The sequence below is a fragment of the Streptomyces sp. NBC_01264 genome (genome assembly GCF_026340675.1).
In the GTDB taxonomy this organism is placed as follows: Bacteria; Actinomycetota; Actinomycetes; order Streptomycetales; family Streptomycetaceae; genus Streptomyces.
Map to the genome: position 1 here is coordinate 544580 of NZ_JAPEOX010000001.1, position 19444 is coordinate 564023.

Here is a 19444-nt window from a genome sequence, read left to right on the forward strand (position 1 = left end):
AGGTCTGGGGCCTGAGGCCTCAGGCCGTGACCGCGGGCTTGAGGACCTCGAGGCACCACTGGCGGAAGGTCGTGGGCGCGGGCCGGCCCTGGTTCGCGTGGTCGGCGTCGTAGATGCCGTCGTTCTGGGCCGCGGCCATCTCCGCCAGGCCATCGGCCCAGGCATCGCTCATCCCGTAGCCGGCCATCGTCGTCCGGTACATGCCGAGGTCGGTCTGGAGTGCCCGGACCGGCCGCTCCAGGACCTCGGACATGGTCCGCGCCATGTCCTCGGGGGTCAGGGAGTCGCCGCTGATCAGCGGGACCTCGTCCTGGCCGCTCCAGGAGCCGTCGAGCAGCAGGCCGGCGGCGGCCTCGGCGATGTCGCGGGTGGCGACGGTCGCGAGGGGGCGGTGGACGGCGTTCGCCGTGAAGAAGGTGCCCTCCGCGATCGACGCGGCCTGGCCGAGGAGGTTCTCCATGAAGAAGGGCATGGCCAGGGCCCGGTAGTCGACTCCGGTGCCCTCGATCATCCGGTCCATGGCGAACGCGGGCGACAGCAGTCCGGCGGGCTTGCCGTAGGCGCGGCCGAGGCTGGTGATGGCGACCACCCGCTCGACGCCCGAGGTCTTGAAGGCCTCGCAGGCCGGGCGGGTGAAGTCGAGGTAGTGGGCGAGGACGTCCTCGGCCCGGGAGTCCGGCGGGACCAGCCACAGGACGCTGTCGGCGCCCTCGAACGCCTCGGCGAGCACCTCGGGGTCGCTGTGCGAGCCCCGGACGACGGCGACGCGCTCGCGGACGGCGGGATCCAGCCGGGAGGGGTCGCGCGCGATCACCCGGAGGGGGTGATCGCCCTGGGCCAGCGTGCCGAGGACCCGGTGGCCGATCCGGCCCGTGGGTGCGGTGATGACGATCATGAGGGACCTCCTGCGGGCGACGATGTTTCCACTGATAACAGAAACACGTTAGCGCGAGCGAAGCAAATCGCTAACGTCGTGCTGTTATCGTTGGAAACATGGAGAGCACCGACCGATCCGCCTCCGCGGAGAGCAATCGCGAGCGGATCCTCGCCGCCACCGCCGCACTTCTCGCGGAAGGCGGCCGGGAGGCCGTGTCGACCCGCGCGGTGAGCACCGCCGCGGGGGTCCAGGCCCCGACCATCTACCGGCTCTTCGGCGACAAGCAGGGGCTCCTCGACGCGGTGGCGGCCCACGGCTTCGCGGTCCATCTCGGCCAGAAGGCCGTACTGGAACCCAGTGGCGACCCGGTCGAGGACCTGCGGACCGGCTGGGAGCTCAACCTGTCCTTCGGGCTCGCCAACCCGGCCCTCTACGCCCTCATGTACGGCGAGCCCCGACCCGGGGAGCTGCCCCCGGCGGCCCTGGCCGCGCTGGAGATCCTCGGCGCCCACATCCACCGGATCGCCGAGGCCGGGCGGCTCCGCATCGACGAGGAGCGGGCCACCCGGCTGGTGTACGCGGTGGGCGGCGGCGCCACGCTCGCGCTCATCGCCACCCCGGAGGACCGCCGGGACCTGAGCGTCTCCCGGCTGGCGAGAGAGGCCGTCATCGCCGCGATCACGACCGACGCACCCTCGGCGACGGCCCCCGGTCCCGCCGGTGCGGCGATCGCCCTGCAGGCCCTGCTTCCGCAGACCACCGGGCTGACGCCGGGCGAGCAGCTCCTCCTCGGCGAGCTGCTCGCCCGCATCGCCGGCCCGGCCTGCGCCTGAAACGCCTCAGGCCTTCATCTCGTACGCCCCCGCCAGAGCCTCCACCCGGGCCCACACGCGCGCCGACCGGTCCGCGTCCACGGCCGGGCGGCGGACCGCGCCCAGGGCCCAGGCCTGCTGGTCCGCGGTGGCGGAGTCCTTGCCGTGCAGTTCGACGGCGTGCGCGGAGAAGTCCCGTACGAGGACGCCGAACAGCTCGTCAAGCACGTCCTCGTCCAGGCCCGTCAGGCGGGCCTGCTCCAGGACGAGCTGCCCGTGCACGACCAGGGCGAAGAGCTGGCCGACCGCCAGGAGGAGGTCGAGGTCGCGGCTCTGCCGCTCGTCGGGGGCCGCGGTCTCGACGAACGCGCAGAGGGCGTCGGCCTGTTCGCGCAGCCGGGCGACGTTGGGCACGGCGGCGTACGCCTCGTAGGCCGGGCGCCAGTCGTGGAACCGTACGGATCCGAGGCCGCGGGCCGGTCCCTGGCGGAAGAGGAAGCCGTCGTCGGCCGCGTCGAGTCGGGTGGGAACGGGGGCGTAGTTTGCCGGTTCCAGCAGGTGGTTGCGCATGAACTTGAGGATGAGCGCCAGGTTGACGTGGACCGTGCCCTCCAGCTTGGGCAGGCCGCGGATCTCGACGGCCGCCTGGGCGAAGTAGGTGTCCTTCTCGAAGCCCTTGGCCGCGATGACGTCCCACATCAGGTCGATGACCTTCTCGCCCTCCGTGGTCACCTTCATCTTCGTCATCGGGTTGAAGAGCAGGTAGCGGCGGTCGTCCGGGCCCGCGGAGCGGAAGTAGTCGACGGCGCGGTCGCTGAACAGCTTCATTCCGACGAGGCGGACGTACGCGTCGGTCAGCTCGCGGCGCACGTGCGGGAAGGCGGTGACGGGGCGGCCGTAGAGGATGCGGCCCTGCGCGTGGGTGACGGCCTCGTACATCGCGTGCTCGCAGATGCCGATAGAGGCGGTGCAGAGGTTGAACTTGCCGACGTTGACGGTGTTGAGGGCGGCGTCGAAGGCGGCGCGGCCGGTGTGCAGGACGTCCTCGGCGCGGACCGGGTAGTCCGTGAGGCGGAACTCGCTGACGTACTTGGAGGAGTCGACGACGTTCTTCACCACCTCGTACGCGGGGTGGCGGCTGTCGGCCGCGAAGAAGACGTAGCCGTCCGGGCCCTCGATGTCGGTGCGGCGGCCGAAGACGGAGACGAGTCCGGCGGCGTTGCCGTTGCCGATGTAGTACTTCGACCCGGTCGCCCGGAAGCCGCCGCCGTCACCGTCACCGCCTCCGTCGGCAACCGGCTCCAGCAGCATGTCGGTGTGGTAGAGGTCCGCGCCGTGGGTCTTCTCGGACAGGCCGAACGCGAACACCTCCCCCGCGTCGAGGAGTCGCGCGGCCCGCTCACGGGCGGCCGCGTTGTCGCTCTGCCAGACGGGGCCGAGCCCGAGGATGGTGACCTGCCACGCGTACCAGTAGTCGAGGCCGTAGAACCCGAGGATCTCGTTGAGGGCGGCGATGCGCGCGGTGTCCCAGCGCTTGTCGGGCCCGTGCTGGCCGGCGGCCGGCTCCGGGGTCAGGAAGGTCGCGAAGAGCCCCTCCTTCGCGGAGAAGGCGAGGAAGTCCCCCAGCCAGGCACGGGTGCGGTAGTCCTCGATCAGCCGGCGCTTGCCGCGCTCCTCGAACCAGTCGACGGTCGCGCGCAGCAGCCGGCGGGTCTCGGGGTCGAAGTGCGCCGGGTCGTAGGTGCGCGGGTTGAACAGCAGCTGGTCGCTCATGGGCGTCCGCCTTCCGGTCTGAGGATGAGGGGTTCGGAAAAGTACGGAGAAGCAGGGGGGTGGAAGCGCTCGGCGGCGCCGGGTCAGGGAGCCGCCAGGCGGTGGAGCGTGGCCAGTACGTCTTCCAGCCAGGCGAGTTGCATGCGCTCGTAGGCGATGCCGCCGCGGAGCACGACGTGCTGGAGTTCCCGCCCGGCGTCGGCCGGATCCGGGGCCGGAGCCTCGGGTCCGGTGAAATCACGGAGCTCCCCCGCCAGGTAGTGCGTGAGCCGGTCGGCGTGCGTCCGGTGGTGCCGCTCGACCTCGCGGATCAGGCCGGCCGGATCGTCGAAGGCCGCACCGCGGATCTTCACGGCGAGCTCGTGGCGGACGGTGTCGGCCTGGATGGGCTCGTGGAGCCAGGCCGACAGGGCTGAGCGGCCGGCCGCGGTGACGGTGTACTCCTTCTTGTCCGGCCGGGTGCGCTGCGGCACTTCGCGGACGTGGAGCCGCCCGTCGACCTCCATGCGACTCAGCACGCGATAGATCTGCTGGTGGGTCGCGGTCCAGAAATAGCCGATGGACCGGTCGAACCGGCGGGCCAGTTCGTATCCGGATCCCGGCTGCTCCAGCAGGGAGACGAGGATCGCGTGCTCGAGTGCCATGCCCCCGATCTTTCTATGCAACTCGTTGCATAGACAAGCGCCGCCACACGGGTGAGACGCGGCTCACCCGCGCGCTCGGTTAGGGTCGGCGGGACAGCGCATCGTTTCCGAACCGACGAACCATCATGAGGAGCAGCCGTGAGCCAGCCGGCGTCCACCGCCCTGCAGCAGGAGATCGCCCGGGAGCTCCTCGTGGCCGAGAGCTTCGACGCCCGGCGCGAGATCGAGCGCCGGGTGGCGTTCCTCGCCGAGCGGCTCACCTCCACCGGCCTGCGCTCCCTGGTGCTCGGGATCAGCGGCGGGGTGGACTCCACCACGGCCGGCAGGCTCTGCCAACTCGCCGTGGAGCGGGCCCGCGCGGCCGGACACGAGGCGACGTTCTACGCCATGCGGCTGCCGTACGGGGTCCAGGCCGACGAGCGGGACGCCCAGCTCGCCCTCGGTTTCATCGACGCGGACCGGGTGCTGACCGTGGACGTGAAGCCCGCGAGCGACGCGGCCCTGGCCGCTTCCCTGGCCGGCGGGACCCTCTTCCGGGACGCCCACCACCAGGACTTCGTGCAGGGCAACATCAAGGCCCGTCAGCGCATGATCGCCCAGTACGCGGTGGCCGGCGCGCACGACGGCCTGGTCGTCGGCACCGACCACGCCGCCGAGGCGGTCTCCGGCTTCTTCACCAAGTTCGGCGACGGCGCGGCCGACGTGGTGCCGCTGACCGGGCTGACCAAGCGCCGGGTGCGGGCCTGCGCGGACGCCCTGGGCGCACCGGCCGAGCTGGTCTGGAAGACGCCCACGGCGGACCTGGAGACCCTCGATCCCGGCAAGGCCGACGAGGACGCGCTGGGCGTCACGTACGACGAGATCGACGACTTCCTGGAGGGCAAGCCGGTCGGGGAGCGTGCCTTCGACACGATCGTCCGCCGCTACCGCCTGACCGAGCACAAGCGGCAGCTGCCGATCGCGCCATAGTGGCGCCCGCGTCGGGGCGGCGGGCGTAAGGTCCGCCTCCTCCGGGTACTGGTCGGTCACGGCGAGCACCACCTTGCCCCGCCCGCCCCGGCGGTGCCGTTCCCACCCGAGGAGTCCCCGTGGCCGTCCTCAGTACGATCCTCGTGATCCTGGTGGCCTGGTGCGCCGCCAGCGTGATCACCGCCGCCCTGTACGTGGCCCTGCGCCACCACCACGTCCGCCTGCAGCGGGCGGCGCTGGCCGTGCCGGGCGCCAGGACGGGTCGCCCCGGCCACCTCCACCGGCCGCGCCGACCGCACCGGCACCACCTGCACCTCCGGCGACACCGGCCCGGTCACCCGTCCGGCCGGTCCGGCTGGGGCCGCCGGGTCCCCCCACAGGATCTCCAGGCGGGCTGAACCTCACGATCCGTGTTTGGCTGACCGCATGACGTCAGCCAGCGGAACCCCCTCCGGCTCGATGCCCGACGCCGCGTCCCGGCCCGTCGGCGGCGCGCCGGCGGGTCCGCCCGATCCCCGGCGCTGGTGGGCGCTCGCCGTCATCGGCCTGGCCCAGCTGATGGTCGTCCTCGACGCGACGATCGTGAACATCGCGCTCCCCTCTGCCCAGCGCGACCTGGGGATGTCGGACGGCAACCGGCAGTGGGTGATCACCGCCTACTCGCTGGCGTTCGGCGGGCTGCTCCTGCTGGGCGGACGCATCGCGGACCTCATCGGCCGCAGACGGGCGTTCGTCATCGGCCTGAGCGGATTCGCCCTGGCCTCCGCCCTGGGCGGCGCCGCGAGCGGACCGGGGATGCTCTTCGCGGCGCGGGCGCTGCAGGGCGTCTTCGCGGCGCTCCTCGCGCCGTGCGCCCTGTCGCTGCTGGCCACCACCTTCGACACCCCGAGGGAACGCGCCAAGGCCTTCGGCGTGTTCGCCGCGATCGCGAGCGGCGGCGGGGCCGTCGGCCTGATCGCCGGGGGCCTGCTCACCGAGTACCTGGACTGGCGCTGGTGCCTCTACGTCAACGTGGCCATCGCCGCGATCGCGGTCATCGGCGCCTTCGCCGTCCTGCGCGGCTCCGGACGTACGGGGGCCAGGCTCGACGTGCCGGGCGCGGTCCTCGGGTGCGGCGGACTCCTGGCCGTCGTCTACGGGCTGAGCGAGGCCGAACCGCGCGGCTGGTCCGACGCCCTGGTCATCGGACTCCTCGTCGGCGGGAGCGTCCTGCTCGCCGCCTTCGCCTGGTGGCAGACGCGGGCGAGCGACCCCATGCTCCCCCCGCACATCATCAGGGACCGGACGCGCGCCGGGTGCCTCGTCACCATGGCGCTGGCCGCCATCGGCCTGTTCGCCCTGTTCCTGTTCATGACCTACTACTTCCAGCTCGTCCTCGACTACTCCCCTGTCAGGACCGGGCTGGCCTTCCTCCCCATGACCCTGGCGATCACCACCGGAGCGACCCAGGTCTCGGCGCGCTTCCTCGACCGGCTCGCCCCCCGCGCGCTGATCGTCCCCGGGCTGCTGCTGGCCACCCTGGCCCTGGTCCTCCTCACGCGGCTGCGGGTCGACTCCTCGTACGCGACCCACGTGCTCCCGGCCATGCTGGTCCTCGGGTTCGGCATGGGACTGGTCTTCATGCCCGTGATGTCGACGGCCACCCAGGGCGTGGCGCGGAAGGACTCCGGGGTCACCTCGGCCACGCTCAACACGGCCCAGCAGGTGGGCGGGGCGATCGGCACGGCCCTCCTCAACACCATCGCCAGCACGGCCGCGACGGCCTACGTCGCCTCGCACCTCGCCGGACCGGCGCAGGCCGCCCCCGGCGTCCCCGCATCCGCGGCGCAGCGGCTGATCGAGGCCCAGGGCGTGGTCCACGGCTTCGGGATCGCGCTCTGGTGGGCGGCCGGCATCATGCTCCTCGGCGCCGCCACGGCCGCCGTCATGGTCACCGCGCCGGCGCCCGCACCCCGGCGCGAGGTGCGGGGCGCGGCGGTCGCGGCCCCGACGCCCTGACACCCTGACGGGGGGCCTACTTGGCAGGCGGGAGCAGGGTCACGGCGATGCCCGCGAGCACGGCCGCGAGGCCCGCTTCGAAGCCGGCGTCCTGATCGCGGAACATCTCCGGGCCCGCTTCGGCCGTCAGCGGGTAACCGGCGAGCCGTTCGGCGCGTGCCTCCAGGTCGTAGCCCTCGGCGTCCGAGCCGGGCAGCGGACCCATCGACTGCTCCTCGATCACGTACCCGATGGTGTAGCTGTACACGGTGAACCAAGCCCGGGCCGCACCCGCTGCCGTGAAGCCGCCCGCGACGAGCGTCCGCAGATGGGCCTCCATCGGAGCCGCGTAGCTCATGTCGGTGAAGTGCGTACCGCTGTAGACCTTGGCCCCGTCCCGGTAGCGCAGCAGGTGTTCCCTGAGCCCCCGCATCGCGGCCTCCAGCGCCTGGGACCAGTCGCCGGGCGGCCGGGCCGCGTCCAGGTCCGCCGCCATCCGGCGGAACATCTCGGTGGCCATCTCGTCGAGCAGCGCCTGCTTGTCCTTGAAGTGCCAGTACAGGGCGGGCGCCTTGACGTCCAGCTCCTTGGCGATGGCCCGCAGGGTCAGCCCGTCCAGGCCGACGTCTCCGAGCAGCCGCAGGGCCGTGGCGGCCACCGTCGCCCGGTCGAGGCGGGGCCTTTCGGGTTTTGCTTCTCGTTCTTCTCTCACCACCTTGACAACTTAACAGCGTTAAGCGGATTCTCGTACCCATGACCGAACTTAACAGCGTTAAGGAAATCGGGGCTCCCGACGTGCTCGTCGTCGGCGCCGGCCCCACGGGACTGGCCCTCGCCCTGGACCTCACCCGCCGCGGCGTCCGCGCCCTGGTCGTCGAGCGGGCCGACGCCCTCTTCCCCGGCTCGCGGGGCAAGGGCCTTCAGCCGAGGACCCTGGAGGTCTTCGACGACTTCGGCGTCGGGGACGCGGTGCGGGAGGCGAGCGATCACGCGCCCATCGGGCTGATCTGGCAGGACGGCCGGCCCGTGGGCGAGCACGACATGCTCGGCGACGCCGGCGTCGGCGGCCCCACGGAGACCGAGCCCCATCCGCGCGCCCGGCTGCTGCCCCAGTGGCGCACCCAGGAGATCCTGTTCGAGCGCCTCACCGGGCTCGGGGGCCGGGTCCGCTTCGGCGTCGCCCTGACCGGCTTCGACCAGGACACCGACGGGGTCGGCGCACATCTCTCGGACGGCAGCACGCTGCGCGTCGCCTACCTCGTCGCCGCCGACGGCGGCCGCTCCACCGTCCGCAGGGCCCTGGGCATCGGCATGACCGGCGAGACGGTGGATCCCGCCCCGATGGTCGTCGCCGACGTCCGGCTGCGCGCCGGGGCCTTGGACCGCGACCACTGGCACCTGTTCCCGGGGCCGGACGGCGGCTTCGCCGCCCTGTGTCCGCTGCCCGGCACCGACGAGCACCAGTTCGTCGCGCGGACGGACGATCTCGACATCCCCGCCGCGGTCGCCGCCCTGACCCACCTCGGCGCCGAGGACGTCACCGAGGTCCGGTGGGCCTCCGACTTCAGGCCGCGCGCCGCCATTGCCGACCGGTTCCGCGACGGCCGGGTGCTGCTCGCGGGCGACGCCGCGCACGTGCACTCCCCCGCCGGCGGCCAGGGGCTCAACACCAGCGTGCAGGACGCCTACAACCTCGGCTGGAAGCTCGGACAGGTACTGCGCCACGGTGCGGATCCGGCCCTCCTGGACAGCTACGAGGAGGAACGCCAGCCCGTCGCCGCGCACGTACTGGGCCTGTCCACGCGGATCCACCGCGGCCAGGCGGAGCGCGGCGACGCCACCCGCCAGCTCGGCCTCGGCTACCGGGGCGGCCCCCTCTCCGAAGGGACGGCGGGCGCCCTGGAAGCCGGGGACCGCGCCCCCGACGGGCCGCTGCCGGACGGGCGCAGGCTCTTCGACCTGTTCCGGGGACCGCACTTCACCCTGCTGGCCGTCGGCACGGACGCGGAACTGCCTCCCGTGAGATCGGAGTTCCTCCACGTCCACCGGATCGGACCCTACGAGCCGTACGGCAAGGGCCTCTTCCTGGTCCGGCCCGACGGGTACGTCGGCTGGGCGGGCGAGGACGCGACCGGACTGGCCCGCTACCTCGCCCGCCTGGCTCGTTCTGTTTCACCCACGACGGCGAGCTGAGGCGGATCCCCCGGTCACCGCAGGGTGGGGATCACGTCGTTCGTCTCGTCGACCGGCGCGGGAGCGGTGGTGCGCCGGCCGAGCGCCTCCGGGGGCGTCTCGTCCGCGCAGACCGTGCCCCGCGCGGGCAGGGCCAGGGTGGCCAGGTAGTCGTTGACGAGTGCGCTGACGCACGCGCTCCGGTTGTAGGCGGTGTGCCCCTCGGCCTCGAAGGTCAGGAGCCGGCCGGCGTCCAGCGTCCCGGCCAGGGCCACGGCGTCCTGGTACGGGGTGTCCGGGTCCCCGGTCGTGCCGAGGACCAGGATCGGGGCGGAACCGGCCGCCCGGTACGAGCCCTCGTAGCGGCTGGGACGTTCCAGCTGCCACTGCGCGCAGGCGGGCGCGTGGTTGTGGTCGTAGGTGGGCGGTCCCAGGCCGATGGGCGGCCCGAGCAGCGGCGCCGAGGCGGCCTCCGCGCTGACGAGCGCGCCCAGGAGGAGCCGGCTGCTCGGGTAGACGCGGTCGGCGCACTCGACGGCCAGGTTGACGTTCAGGAAGTCGAAGGAGCCGGGTGAGGGGGGTGAGAGGAGGAAGGAGGTCTTGTGGGCCTGGGCCAGGGCCAGTGCCTCTCCCAGGTAGGGCCAGATCTCCTTGCCCGAGTTGATGTTGAACATCAGGCGGTAGGCGAGGGTGTAGCCGGTGGCCGGGCGTCCGCTCGGGGTGATGACGGGATCGGCGTCCAGGTCCCGCTTGAGCTGTTCGAAGGCCTGCCGGGGGTTGCCCCCTCCGAATCCGCAGGCGGTGGCGTTCTGGGCGCACCAGTCGAGGAACCGGCCGACCGCCGTGTCCAGGGCGGTGAACTGCGCGGCGTCGTAGGCGTAGGGCACCTCCGCGTAGCGGCGCGGATCGTAGGCCCCGTCCAGGACCATGGCGCGCACGCGCCGGGGGAACTGGGCGGCGTAGACGGTGCCGACGTAGCTGCCGAAGGAACGGCCGTAGAAGGTGAGGGTCTCCTCGCCGAGGGCCTGGCGCAGCAGGTCGAGGTCCTTGGCGTTCGACCCGGTGCCGATGAACGGCACGAACCCGCCGGCGCGTTCGCGGCAGGCGGCGGCGAACTCCCGGCCCTGCCGGACGGCGGTCTGCAGGGCTCCCGGGCCGGGAACTCCGCGCGCGGCGTCGACGGCGGCCGAGTACTCCGCGTCGTTCCAGCACTCCACCTGGCCGCTGCGTGCCACGCCGCGCATGTCGTACCCGACGACGTCGAAGCCGTCGCGGAGGGCGGCGGGCAGTGCGTCGTAGCTGTTGCGGGCGAAGTTCACGCCGGAGTTGCCGGGTCCGCCGGGGTGCAGCACCAGGACGCCGGTGCGGCGGGCGGGGTCGGCGGCGAGCCGCCGGGTGACGGCGATCGGGATCGTGCTTCCGGTGGGCCGCCGGTAGTCGAGCGGCACCTGGGCGGTCGCGCACTCGAAGCCGTCGCCCGGGTCGTCGGCGCAGGGCCCCCAGGCCAGGACGGGTACGGGCGGGGCGGGCAGCGCGATGGCCTTGTCGGCCCCGGGCCCGGCTCCGAGGAGCGTGGTGACGGCGATCAGGACGAGGGCTATCCCCCACACCACTCGCCGGTGCGCGTCATCGGCTGAACGGGTCTGCATGCGGTGAACTCCCCTGCTGGAAGGTCGGCTGCAAGGGCGCACACGAATTCGGGGGTGAGCGGGCGCCCGCGCTCGGCTGAGCGGCAGCCTCAGGTTCCCATCCGCGGGGCGGACCGGGATAGACGGCGGGCCCCACGGGATCCGGAACGCACGGCCCCGGCCTGCGAGTTCGGCCCGACGGGCCGGCGGGCGGGGTGGGCCGACCGGATGACGACCGGCGCATCCGGCGGGTCCGCCGGGCCGCAGGTCTGCCGGTCCGCCGTACGCGTTCGCCTCGGTCGTGCGGCCAGGCGCGCGCGTGCTGCCGGGGCGCTCGCGTACGGGCGTACGTGGCCGCCCCGGCCGTGCGGCCAGACGCGGTGCCAGGCGTCGCGGGCCCGGCAAGATCCGGAAGAGACGGCCTGGTGCCCGATCTGCGTCGGCTCCGGGATCGGGGTCCATGGGGCCCACGGGGTCCGGCCTTCGGCCGCTGCCGACGGGTGGCGGCCGACGGGTGGCGGCCGACGGGGGGCGGCGGGAGGACCTCGATCCGAGTTGAGGTCAAGCGGTCCGGCCGGTCCCTTCGAGCAGCAGCCGCGCGGCCACCGTCGTCCCGTCGGTGCGGACCGCAGCGGCCACCTCGGCCGCCCGGGCTCGGGTCCCGGGGGCCAGGGCCGTCGCCAGCGCGGCCGACAGGGAGTCGGCGGCCGGGGCCGCGCCCTCGTGGGCCGCGCCGATGCCCAGGTCCTCGACCCGGCTGGCCCAGTAGGGCTGGTCCGCTCCCTGGGCCACCACCACCTGCGGCACACCGGCCAGGGTGGCGGTCGTCGTGGTGCCGGCGCTGCCGTGGTGCACGACGGCGGCCACCCGGCGGAAGAGCGCCCGGTGGTTGACCTCGTCGACGAGGAGGCAGTCGCCCCGGCCGTCGGTCAGGGCCAGTTCGGCCCAGCCCCGGGAGACGAGGGCGCCGGCGGCCCTGCGCACGGATCGCCTCGACGGCCGCCCGGGCGACCTCGCCCGGGGCGCCCAGCGGGGTGCTGCCGAAGCCCACGTAGACCGGCGGTGGGCCGTCGTCCAGGAACTCCACCAGGTCGGCGGGGAGCGGGCGTTCGTCCGGCGCGCACCACGCTCCGGTCTGCACGACACCGAGACCCGTCGGCTGCCACGGGGAGAGCAGCGGGTCCGTGGCCAGCCAGGGCCGGTCGGTGAAGGCGTAGTCCCGGACGGAGTCCACGGGCGGCAGGCCGGCGGCCGCCCGCAGGGTGTTGAGCGTCTCGCCGAACATGGAGTGCGCGAGGCCGGCGTCCAGGTCCCACAGCGCTTGGTTGTCGGCGTCCGGCGGCAGGGTCCGGCCCCGCCGCGCGGGCGGTCGCCGGTGGGGCGACGGCAGGCTGACCGGCTGGTGGCTCGCGTGCACGTAGCGCAGGCCCAGCTTCTCGGCGACCGACCGCGCGCCGGCGGTGACCGGCAGGGGGCCGGTCGCGACCAGCGCGTCCGCGCCCTCGGCCACCGCGGCGACCGTGTCGAACTGCGCGGCCATCAGATCCGCCGCCCGCCGCGCCAGGCCCTCCGCCGATCCGGGCGTCACCGAGGTCACCAGCGGGCGCACCGGGCCGCCGGCCGGCACCGGCTCGATGCCGAGTCCCGCCAGCCGTACCGCGAACTCCTCGTCGGGCGGTGCGCACATCCGCACCTCCGCGCCGAGCTCCCGCAGCCGTACGGCCAGCCCGGCCGTCGGCTCCACGGCTCCGCGCGACCCGTACGTCGACACCACCACACGCATGCGGCGACTCTCTTTCCGTAAAGGCGGGGCGCCTTGGATTCCAGCGCCGGTCGACGATTCCTCGCCGTCGCCCGGGCCTTGCGGCAAGCCCCCTCGAGCGCTGTATGTTGATCATGACCTGTATGTGGATCATGGCGGGAAGGCCCCTTCCCCAACAACTCCCGTTTCGACCCGCAACGTGTGGATCCGCTCACACGGGAGGCACTCCCCTCGCGCCGCCACCCCGGAGGATTCGGCACCAACTGCCCGGACCGAGGCGATGCGGGACGAGATTCCCTTCCCCTCCCATAGGGGCATATTGTGTCAATTCGGGTGATTCACGCAAATGCCCCAATATGCGTTGATAGCCGACTCGACGGTGTGTCAGGCGCACGCGCCCAAGGCATAATCGGGCCCGGTCGTCTCCGGCAAGCGGTGGGACCGACGGGGCACCGACCCTCCCCGCACAGCCCAGTTCCGTACCCGTCCGACCGAATCCCCGAGGCACTTCAGATGTCCCTGGCCAGCCGCACCCGCCTCGCGGGCATGCTCGCCGCGCTCACCGTCGGCGCCGTCGGAGTGACCACCTGGGCCTACGGGTACGGAACCACGCCCGAGCCGGCGGCCCCCGGGGCGTCACTCCGCCCGGGTGTGACCGAGGGCACGGTCCTTCAGGTCGTCGCGCATCCCGACGACGACCTGTTCTTCATGAACCCCGACCTGAGCCGCTCCATATCGACGGGCATCAAGGTCGCCACCGTCTACCTCACCTCCGGCGAGGCCGACGGCCGCAACGAGGCCCACAGCCCGCACATGCAGGACCCCACGGGTCCGGCCGACCGCGCCGCTTACGCGGAAGCCCGGCAGAACGGCATACGCGCGGCCTACGCGCAGATGGCCACCGGCGACCGCACCAGCGCCTGGCAGCGCCGCTCCATACCCACCGTCGGCGACGGGAGCGCCGAGGTGGACGTCCTCGTCGCGCGGCCCGAGGTCAACCTGGTCTGGATGCAGCTGCGCGAGGCGCGCAGCATCTCCGGGGACAATCCGGACAGTTTGCGCGGGCTGTGGGACGGCCGGGTCCCCGCCCTGGGGTCCCAGCTCACGTCGGGGACACCGGTCAAGACCGCGTTCTCGTACGACAAGGACCAGGTCGTCGAGGCCATCGCGGCGATCTTCGCGCGGTACCGGCCGACCACCATACGGACGCAGGACCCGACGCCCGGCCGGTCGCGCGGCGGTGGCGCCTTCCTCGACCACCAGGACCACATGTACGGGGCCCGCTTCGTGCAGGCCGCCACCGAGCGCTACGCGAAGTCCTCGGACCGGCCGCACTTCTCGGTCCAGAACTACGTGAGCTACCCCAACAGCGCCCTGCCTCCGGTCCTCGACCCGCAGGCCGCCGAGGAGAAGCTCGGCTACCTCAAGACCTATGCCTGGTCCGACCACCAGGACTGGTGCGGCAGCCCCGCCGGCTGCGGCGACCGCAAGACGGCGACCCGGCCCGCGGGCGCCGGCTGGAGCCGGACCATCCGCTACGGCCGGAGCGACATCACCTCCTGGATCACCGAGGGCACGCCCGGCCGGCTGTGGGCCTTCGCCGTGCTGGACGGACGGATGGCCTCCTGGTCGCGCAGCGGGGACAAGGCTCCTTGGCAGGGGCCCGAGTTCCTCGACGGGTCCGGGATGGACGCGGGTGCGACGGCGATGCGGCTTCCCGACGGCAGGGTCGCGGTCTTCGGCACCCGGACCACGCTGGGCGCCACGCCCCAGGAGTACCGGCGCGAGCTCGTGTACCGCGTCCAGGCGGCGCCCGACGGCGCCTTCGGCCCCTGGGTGTCGCTGGGCACGCCGGACACGGAGGACGTGTCGGGTACCTCGGCGATCAGCGCACCGGCCGTCGCAGTGGACCGTACCGGCCGGATGACCGTCTACGTACGCGATTCCGGGCGCACCCTGCGTGCCAGCGCCCAGTCGGCCCCCGACGGCGCCTTCGGCTCGTGGGAATCCCTGGGCGGCTCCGACCTGCGGGGCGACCCGGTCACCGCGACGGACGCGGCCGGGCGGCGCCACGTGTACGCGGCCACGGCCCAGAGCGTGCTGGCCTGGATCCAGCCGGCCCCGGACGCCCCCTTCGGCGCCCCCGTCCCGACCGGGCTGCCGGCGGTCACCGGGCCGCTCTCGGCGAGCCCGCGGGGAGACGGGGTCTCCCTGTACTTCCGCCGCCCCGGTACGGGCGCCGTCGGCACGAGCCTGGTCACCGCGGGCGGGACCGCACCGCAGTTCTCCCCGGTCACCGAGGCGGGCGGCGAGGGCGGCTACGGCTCCGTCGGCGTCGCGGGGGACCTGCTCACCGGCCGCGCCGGCGCGGGCACGATCGGCGTCTCGAACACGGACGGCGGACCGGCCTGGTACGAGTCCCAGATGCACTACACGGGCGCCCCCTCGGCCTTGACCGCCCAGGACGGTACGGTGCTCGGCGTCGTTCTCGGCCTGGACGCCGCACTGCACGTCACGACGGCTCCCCCGGCGGACTCCGAGCCGCTCGGCGACCGTCCGCCCTCCTCCCCCTGGTACCCCGCCGTCCCGCCCCCGGACGACGCGGCGGACGACCGCGCGGGCTCCGGGTGGCAGCGCTGAGCGCTGCGGGCGACGATGGCGGCGGATCGCGCCCCGTCCCGGCCGGCCCGGGCCCGGGCCTGGACCCGCGGCCCGTTCCCGACTCCGTCCCACCCCACTCGACCTGCGATCGGGGCTCCCATGACCTCGTGCTCCCCCGTGCGGAGGGACCCCGCGGCCCCTGATCCCCGCGGCGCGCGCCTGCGTCGGGGGCCGGGGCCGGTGCGTGCCGTGACCTCGGTCGCCGTGCTGGTGCTCCTCGCCACCGGATGCAGGAACGACACCGCTCCGGCCTGGGGATACCCCGAGCTCGGGACGACCCTGGGATCGCTGTCCCGGTTCCTGGACGAAGGGTGCGCGGGGGTGACCCCCGAACGCTGCTCCGAGGAATTCGACCGGCTCGACGCCCTGCTGGAGCGGGCCTTCGCCCAGGTCCTCGACCACCGGCTCGTTGACGCCGCGTACGCGGACGCCCGGACCGAGGTGGACCGTACGAGGGAGCTCCGCCGGGCCGCCGCGGTCCGGGCGCGCGCGCTCCGTGACCCGTACCACCCTCCGCTCTACCGGGCGCTGGCGGCCGAACGGCTCGCCTGCCGCACGCTCCTGGCCGCGCTGGAACACGTACGCGCCGTGCCGCCGCCGGGTGAGGGGACACGGCCCGTCTGATCTCACGGCCTAGGCCGTCTCTTCCGGATCTTGTGGGCCCGCGGCGCCCGGCACCGCGCTTGGCCGCACTGCCGGGGCGACCACGTACGGCCCAGTACGCGAGCGCCCGACAGCAAGCCCAGGCACGGCACCGGACGCCGCGGACTCGGCCGACAAGATCCGAAAGAGACGACCTAGGCACGAGGCGGCGTCGGGAGCCCCGGGCCCTCCAGCGCGACGAGGGCCAGGACGGCGATGGAGCCCGTCCACGCGAGGGGGGCGACCGAGCAGGGCCGGCCCTTGCCGTCCACCTTCTCCGGCAGTTCGCCGAGCGCGTTGCGCTTCGAGAGGACCCAGTCCAGGACCCGTCCGGCCTCCTCGGGCCGGCCCGTGCCCGCCCAGGCGAGCGCGAAGAAGGCCGTACTGGGGGTCCACGCGTACGCGCCCCAGCGCGCCCCGGGGTCGTTCCCGGGGGTCAGCCCGCCGTTGGGCAGCAGCAGTTCCCGGTAGGTGGTGGCCAGTGCCCCGGCCAGGGCTGCGGGGGCTTCGTTGAAGGGGGGCGCCATGAAGGCGACCGCGCTGTCGTGCCCGTGGCGACCGTCGACGGTCCGCTGGTACCCCAGGGGGAGGAAGCGTGCGGAGATCCCGGCGGACAGCCGCCGCGCGGCCCGGGCCCAGCGGGCCGCGTCCTCGGGCCGGTTCGCCTCCCGGGCGAGGTCGGCGGAGGCGTTGAGCCCGGCGAGGAGCGGTGCGGCCGTACCGATGTTCGCGGTGGCCGTCGTCAGCTCCCAGTAGTCGGGGGAGGCCGGGGGCAGCCCGTCCGCCCGCAGGGAGCCCGCCGCGTGGTCGGCGGCCTTGCGGATCATCGGGTAGAGGGCGGCCAGCCGGGCCCCGCGGGTGGCCACGGGGGCCGTCCGGTACCACTGCCAGGTGGCCCAGGGCACCCAGCCGTTGGCGTCGAGCTGCCGGGCCCGGGCGTCGGGCGGCCCGGATCCGTCCAGCTTCGTACGCGCCTCCCAGCCCCCGTCCGCACGCTGGGTCGCGGCGCTGTAGCGCAGGATCCGGTAGGCCTCGGCGTCGTGCCCGGTGTGCGCGAAGGCCGCGGAGGCGAAGCTGGAGTCGCGCGGCCAGGAGTACTTCCAGCCGTGACTCCAGCCCGCCGCCACGGCGCCGTTGGGCCGGATCAGGGCGCGCATGGCCAGCAGGGCCCGCTCCGCCGCCTCGCGCCGTGCGGGCGTGGCGCCGGGGACCCGGCCGGAGGCCAGCCAGGCGCGGCTGGCCTCGATCTGCCGCTGGGCCGGCGGATGGCCGGGGGCGACCACGGCCGCGGCCGTCCTGGCGTCGGGAAGGTACATCCACCGGCCCGAGGCCAGCCGCAGGACGTGGCTGCCCCGGACGTAGCGCGCGTCCGCGGCGAGAGCGGGCGGCACGCCTTCGGCCGCGGTCGTGTTGGACAGGAGGCCCGCGGTGGGGGCCTCGAGGGCCGTCAGGCGTGCGTGCCCGGGCTCCGCCGTGCCCCGGCCGCGGTGGCTCGTGAGCACGGCGAACGACGCCTGGCCGCCGTCACGGGCGGGGTGGCCGACGGCGTACCGGGTGGGGTGCCCGGGGTGCCGGGCGATGGGCTGGCCCGAGGTGCAGACGGGTACGGCGACGCTCGCCAAGGCCGCCGTGACGACCGCCCAACGACCGGTCCGGACACCAGGCATCGCCGCTCCCTCCGCCGGGCCCGCGTGCGTGCGGACCCTGGGACCCCATCCTGGGCGAGCCGTGCGGAGGCCGCCACGGAGCACGCGCCGCGCGGGTGACCGGGGACCTCCGAGGGGCCGGCGGCTCCGTAACCGGCCTGGCGGTCCCGGGATGCCGGGGGCCCCGGGCCGTGCGCATCATGGGTGTCCGCGGGCCGGTCGGTCACCGCGCGGGGCGGGTGCGTCGGCCGCCCCTCCCGGCCGGGTTCCGCTGCGAAGGGCGGGTACATGAGCACTGCTGCGGGAGAAGGCGCAGGCGCACGCGACCCGCACGCGGGCGGCGGGCCGGAAGGCGGCCCCACCGGGCCGGAGAACGCCCGCCACGAGGGCGGTCGCCCCCGTCCCCTCCTGCGCGGGGTGCTCCCGGCGGCCGGTGCGGTGCTCGTCGCCGCGGCCGGCGGGCTGATCGCCGTGGGCTGCTTCCTCGGCCTGTACGTCCGGCCCACGTCCGACGACTGGTGCGCCGGGTGGAAGGCCCGCGACATGGGGGTCCTCGGCATCACCTCCGACTTCTACATGACGCAGAACGGCCGGATCACCAACGCCTTCCTGAGCGGTCTCATCTACGGCGACGGACTGGTCGGGGCCCAGATCCTGCCGACGGTCATCGCCGTCTGCTTCACCGTCGGACTGGTCCTGCTGGGGCGCGAGTTCGTCCGCTTCCTCGGCGGCCGGCCCCGGGTGCTGGTCCTGACCGCCTGCGCCCTGGTCGTCCAGGCCCTGGTCTACTTCGCGGGACCCCGCAGTTATCAGGTGCTGCTGTGGGCGCCCGCCACGGTCTCCCACACCGTGCCGAGCGTCGTGGGCGTGTGGATGCTGCTGCTGGCCCTGCGGACCGCCGGCCATCCCCGTACCGCCGTCCGTGTGGCCGGCCTGGCCGTCGCCTTCCTCGTCGGCTTCGCGATGGGCACGCTGAGCGAGCCGTTCACGCTCGTCAGCGGTCTCCTCGCGGCGCTCGTCGGGCTGCTCTGCCTCCCCCGGCTCGGACTGGCGCGGGACTGGCGGCCGTTCACCTGGTGCCTCGTGTGGTGCTCGGGCCTGGCCTGCGGTCTGGTCGTGCTCTACACCTCCCCGGGGGCCCGGTGGCGCCGGGCGCAGCAGCCGGCCAAGGAGTCGATGCTGTCCTCGGGCGAGCTCCGGGGCGCCTTCGCGGACTGGCAGCACATGTGGGGCTCCGTGGCCGGCCGGCCGGCCTTCCTCGGAGCCGCGGCCGTCGGCGTCCTGCTGGGGCTGGCGACGGTCCTGGGGAGGGGCCGGCGGTGCGAGCCCGTGCCGGGGAAGCGGGAGTCGCGGCGGACCGTACCCCGCGGAACGCTCATCGCCCTCCTGCTGCTCCCGGTGCCGGTGGTGCTGCTCGGCTCGTTCGCGGTGGTGGCGGGCCTGCGCAGCGGCTACGGACCGGCCGGATGGACGTACGCCCGTACCTGGACGAGCTTCCTGGTCCCGATGGAGCTGGCCCTCTGCGGCTACGGCGCCCTGCTGGGGGCACGGTTCGGGCGGCGGTTCCGGGCCCGGCGGACCGACGGCCCGGCGCTCGTGGCCGGCGCCGTGGTGGCGGCCTGCCTGACGCTGGCCTCGGTGGCCGTACTGGTCCCCGAGCTCCGGCGGCTCACGACCACGACGGTCTCCCGCTCGGTCGCCTGGGACGCGCAGGACGCGCGCATCCGGGCCGAGGCCGAGCGGGGCGCCACGGACGTGGCGTACCGGCCCCTGTACATCGGGGGTCTCGCCGAGCCCTTCTACACGCAGACCTACGAGCGGGACTGGGTCGCCGCCTGCGTGTCGAAGTGGTACGGCGTCGACCGGATCCACCGCGGCTGA

At 74.1% G+C, this 19444-nt stretch carries 14 protein-coding genes and 1 pseudogene; 8 read left to right on the forward strand and 7 right to left on the reverse strand.

The features are described 5' to 3' along the window. Positions 1-19: 19 nt before the first annotated feature. Positions 20-895, reverse strand: a complete 876-nt coding sequence (locus OG435_RS02485; RefSeq protein WP_266875041.1) for an NAD(P)H-binding protein — start codon at positions 893-895, stop codon at positions 20-22. Positions 896-993: 98 nt separating this feature from the next. Here OG435_RS02485 and OG435_RS02490 point away from each other — a divergent pair, with 98 nt between their 5' ends. Then, a complete protein-coding gene (locus tag OG435_RS02490) occupies positions 994-1710 on the forward strand; it encodes a TetR/AcrR family transcriptional regulator (protein ID WP_266875042.1) in 717 nt (238 codons plus the stop codon). A 6-nt stretch (positions 1711-1716) separates the two neighbouring features. On the opposite strand, the gene OG435_RS02495 is transcribed toward OG435_RS02490, so the two are convergent. Then, positions 1717-3462 (reverse strand): acyl-CoA dehydrogenase family protein, encoded by a 1746-nt coding sequence (locus tag OG435_RS02495; RefSeq protein ID WP_266875043.1) that lies wholly within the window; start codon positions 3460-3462, stop codon positions 1717-1719. Between the two features lie 83 nt (positions 3463-3545). Then, entirely contained in the window at positions 3546-4106 is a 561-nt protein-coding gene (locus OG435_RS02500; protein ID WP_266875044.1) for a PadR family transcriptional regulator, read from the reverse strand. 138 nt (positions 4107-4244) lie between these two features. On the opposite strand from OG435_RS02500, the gene nadE reads away from it, so the two are divergent. The 3 genes from nadE (at position 4245) to OG435_RS02515 (ending at position 7073) form a co-directional block, all read left to right on the forward strand. After that, positions 4245-5075 (forward strand): ammonia-dependent NAD(+) synthetase, encoded by an 831-nt coding sequence (gene nadE / locus OG435_RS02505; RefSeq protein ID WP_266875045.1) that lies wholly within the window; start codon positions 4245-4247, stop codon positions 5073-5075. Positions 5076-5194: 119 nt separating this feature from the next. Next, a complete protein-coding gene (locus OG435_RS02510; RefSeq protein ID WP_266875046.1) occupies positions 5195-5473 on the forward strand; it encodes a hypothetical protein in 279 nt (92 codons plus the stop codon). 61 nt (positions 5474-5534) lie between these two features. After that, positions 5535-7073, forward strand: a complete 1539-nt coding sequence (locus OG435_RS02515; RefSeq protein ID WP_266881504.1) for an MFS transporter — start codon at positions 5535-5537, stop codon at positions 7071-7073. Between the two features lie 16 nt (positions 7074-7089). Here OG435_RS02515 and OG435_RS02520 read toward each other — a convergent pair whose 3' ends face one another. Beyond that, a complete protein-coding gene (locus OG435_RS02520) occupies positions 7090-7767 on the reverse strand; it encodes a TetR/AcrR family transcriptional regulator C-terminal domain-containing protein (RefSeq protein WP_266875047.1) in 678 nt (225 codons plus the stop codon). Positions 7768-7805: 38 nt separating this feature from the next. Between OG435_RS02520 and OG435_RS02525 the strand changes: the two genes are divergently transcribed. Continuing rightward, a complete protein-coding gene (locus tag OG435_RS02525; RefSeq protein WP_266875048.1) occupies positions 7806-9245 on the forward strand; it encodes an FAD-dependent monooxygenase in 1440 nt (479 codons plus the stop codon). 14 nt (positions 9246-9259) lie between these two features. Here the strand turns inward: OG435_RS02525 and OG435_RS02530 are convergent, their stop codons facing one another. Further along, a complete protein-coding gene (locus OG435_RS02530) occupies positions 9260-10873 on the reverse strand; it encodes an alpha/beta hydrolase (RefSeq protein WP_266875049.1) in 1614 nt (537 codons plus the stop codon). Positions 10874-11413: 540 nt separating this feature from the next. Beyond that, positions 11414-12635, reverse strand: a pseudogene (locus tag OG435_RS02535) (glycosyltransferase). Between the two features lie 492 nt (positions 12636-13127). On the opposite strand from OG435_RS02535, the gene OG435_RS02540 reads away from it, so the two are divergent. Next, the gene (locus OG435_RS02540) at positions 13128-15254 is read left to right on the forward strand and encodes a PIG-L family deacetylase (RefSeq protein ID WP_266875050.1); all 2127 of its coding nucleotides are present in this window, start codon (positions 13128-13130) and stop codon (positions 15252-15254) included. 210 nt (positions 15255-15464) lie between these two features. Further along, positions 15465-15899, forward strand: a complete 435-nt coding sequence (locus tag OG435_RS02545) for a hypothetical protein (protein ID WP_266875051.1) — start codon at positions 15465-15467, stop codon at positions 15897-15899. 173 nt (positions 15900-16072) lie between these two features. Here the strand turns inward: OG435_RS02545 and OG435_RS02550 are convergent, their stop codons facing one another. Then, entirely contained in the window at positions 16073-17584 is a 1512-nt protein-coding gene (locus tag OG435_RS02550) for a hypothetical protein (protein ID WP_266875052.1), read from the reverse strand. A gap of 267 nt (positions 17585-17851) precedes the next feature. Here OG435_RS02550 and OG435_RS02555 point away from each other — a divergent pair, with 267 nt between their 5' ends. Beyond that, the gene (locus OG435_RS02555) at positions 17852-19444 is read left to right on the forward strand and encodes a DUF6056 family protein (RefSeq protein WP_266875053.1); all 1593 of its coding nucleotides are present in this window, start codon (positions 17852-17854) and stop codon (positions 19442-19444) included.

Coding starts and splice junctions, on each gene's coding strand:
- OG435_RS02485 (WP_266875041.1), bottom strand. CDS start 895: ATGATCGTCATCACCGCACCCACGGGCCGGATCGGCCACCGGGTCCTC.
- OG435_RS02490 (WP_266875042.1), top strand. CDS start 994: ATGGAGAGCACCGACCGATCCGCCTCCGCGGAGAGCAATCGCGAGCGG.
- OG435_RS02495 (WP_266875043.1), bottom strand. CDS start 3,462: ATGAGCGACCAGCTGCTGTTCAACCCGCGCACCTACGACCCGGCGCAC.
- OG435_RS02500 (WP_266875044.1), bottom strand. CDS start 4,106: ATGGCACTCGAGCACGCGATCCTCGTCTCCCTGCTGGAGCAGCCGGGA.
- OG435_RS02515 (WP_266881504.1), top strand. CDS start 5,535: ATGCCCGACGCCGCGTCCCGGCCCGTCGGCGGCGCGCCGGCGGGTCCG.
- OG435_RS02525 (WP_266875048.1), top strand. CDS start 7,806: ATGACCGAACTTAACAGCGTTAAGGAAATCGGGGCTCCCGACGTGCTC.
- OG435_RS02530 (WP_266875049.1), bottom strand. CDS start 10,873: ATGCAGACCCGTTCAGCCGATGACGCGCACCGGCGAGTGGTGTGGGGG.
- OG435_RS02540 (WP_266875050.1), top strand. CDS start 13,128: ATGTCCCTGGCCAGCCGCACCCGCCTCGCGGGCATGCTCGCCGCGCTC.
- OG435_RS02550 (WP_266875052.1), bottom strand. CDS start 17,584: ATGCCTGGTGTCCGGACCGGTCGTTGGGCGGTCGTCACGGCGGCCTTG.
- OG435_RS02555 (WP_266875053.1), top strand. CDS start 17,852: ATGAGCACTGCTGCGGGAGAAGGCGCAGGCGCACGCGACCCGCACGCG.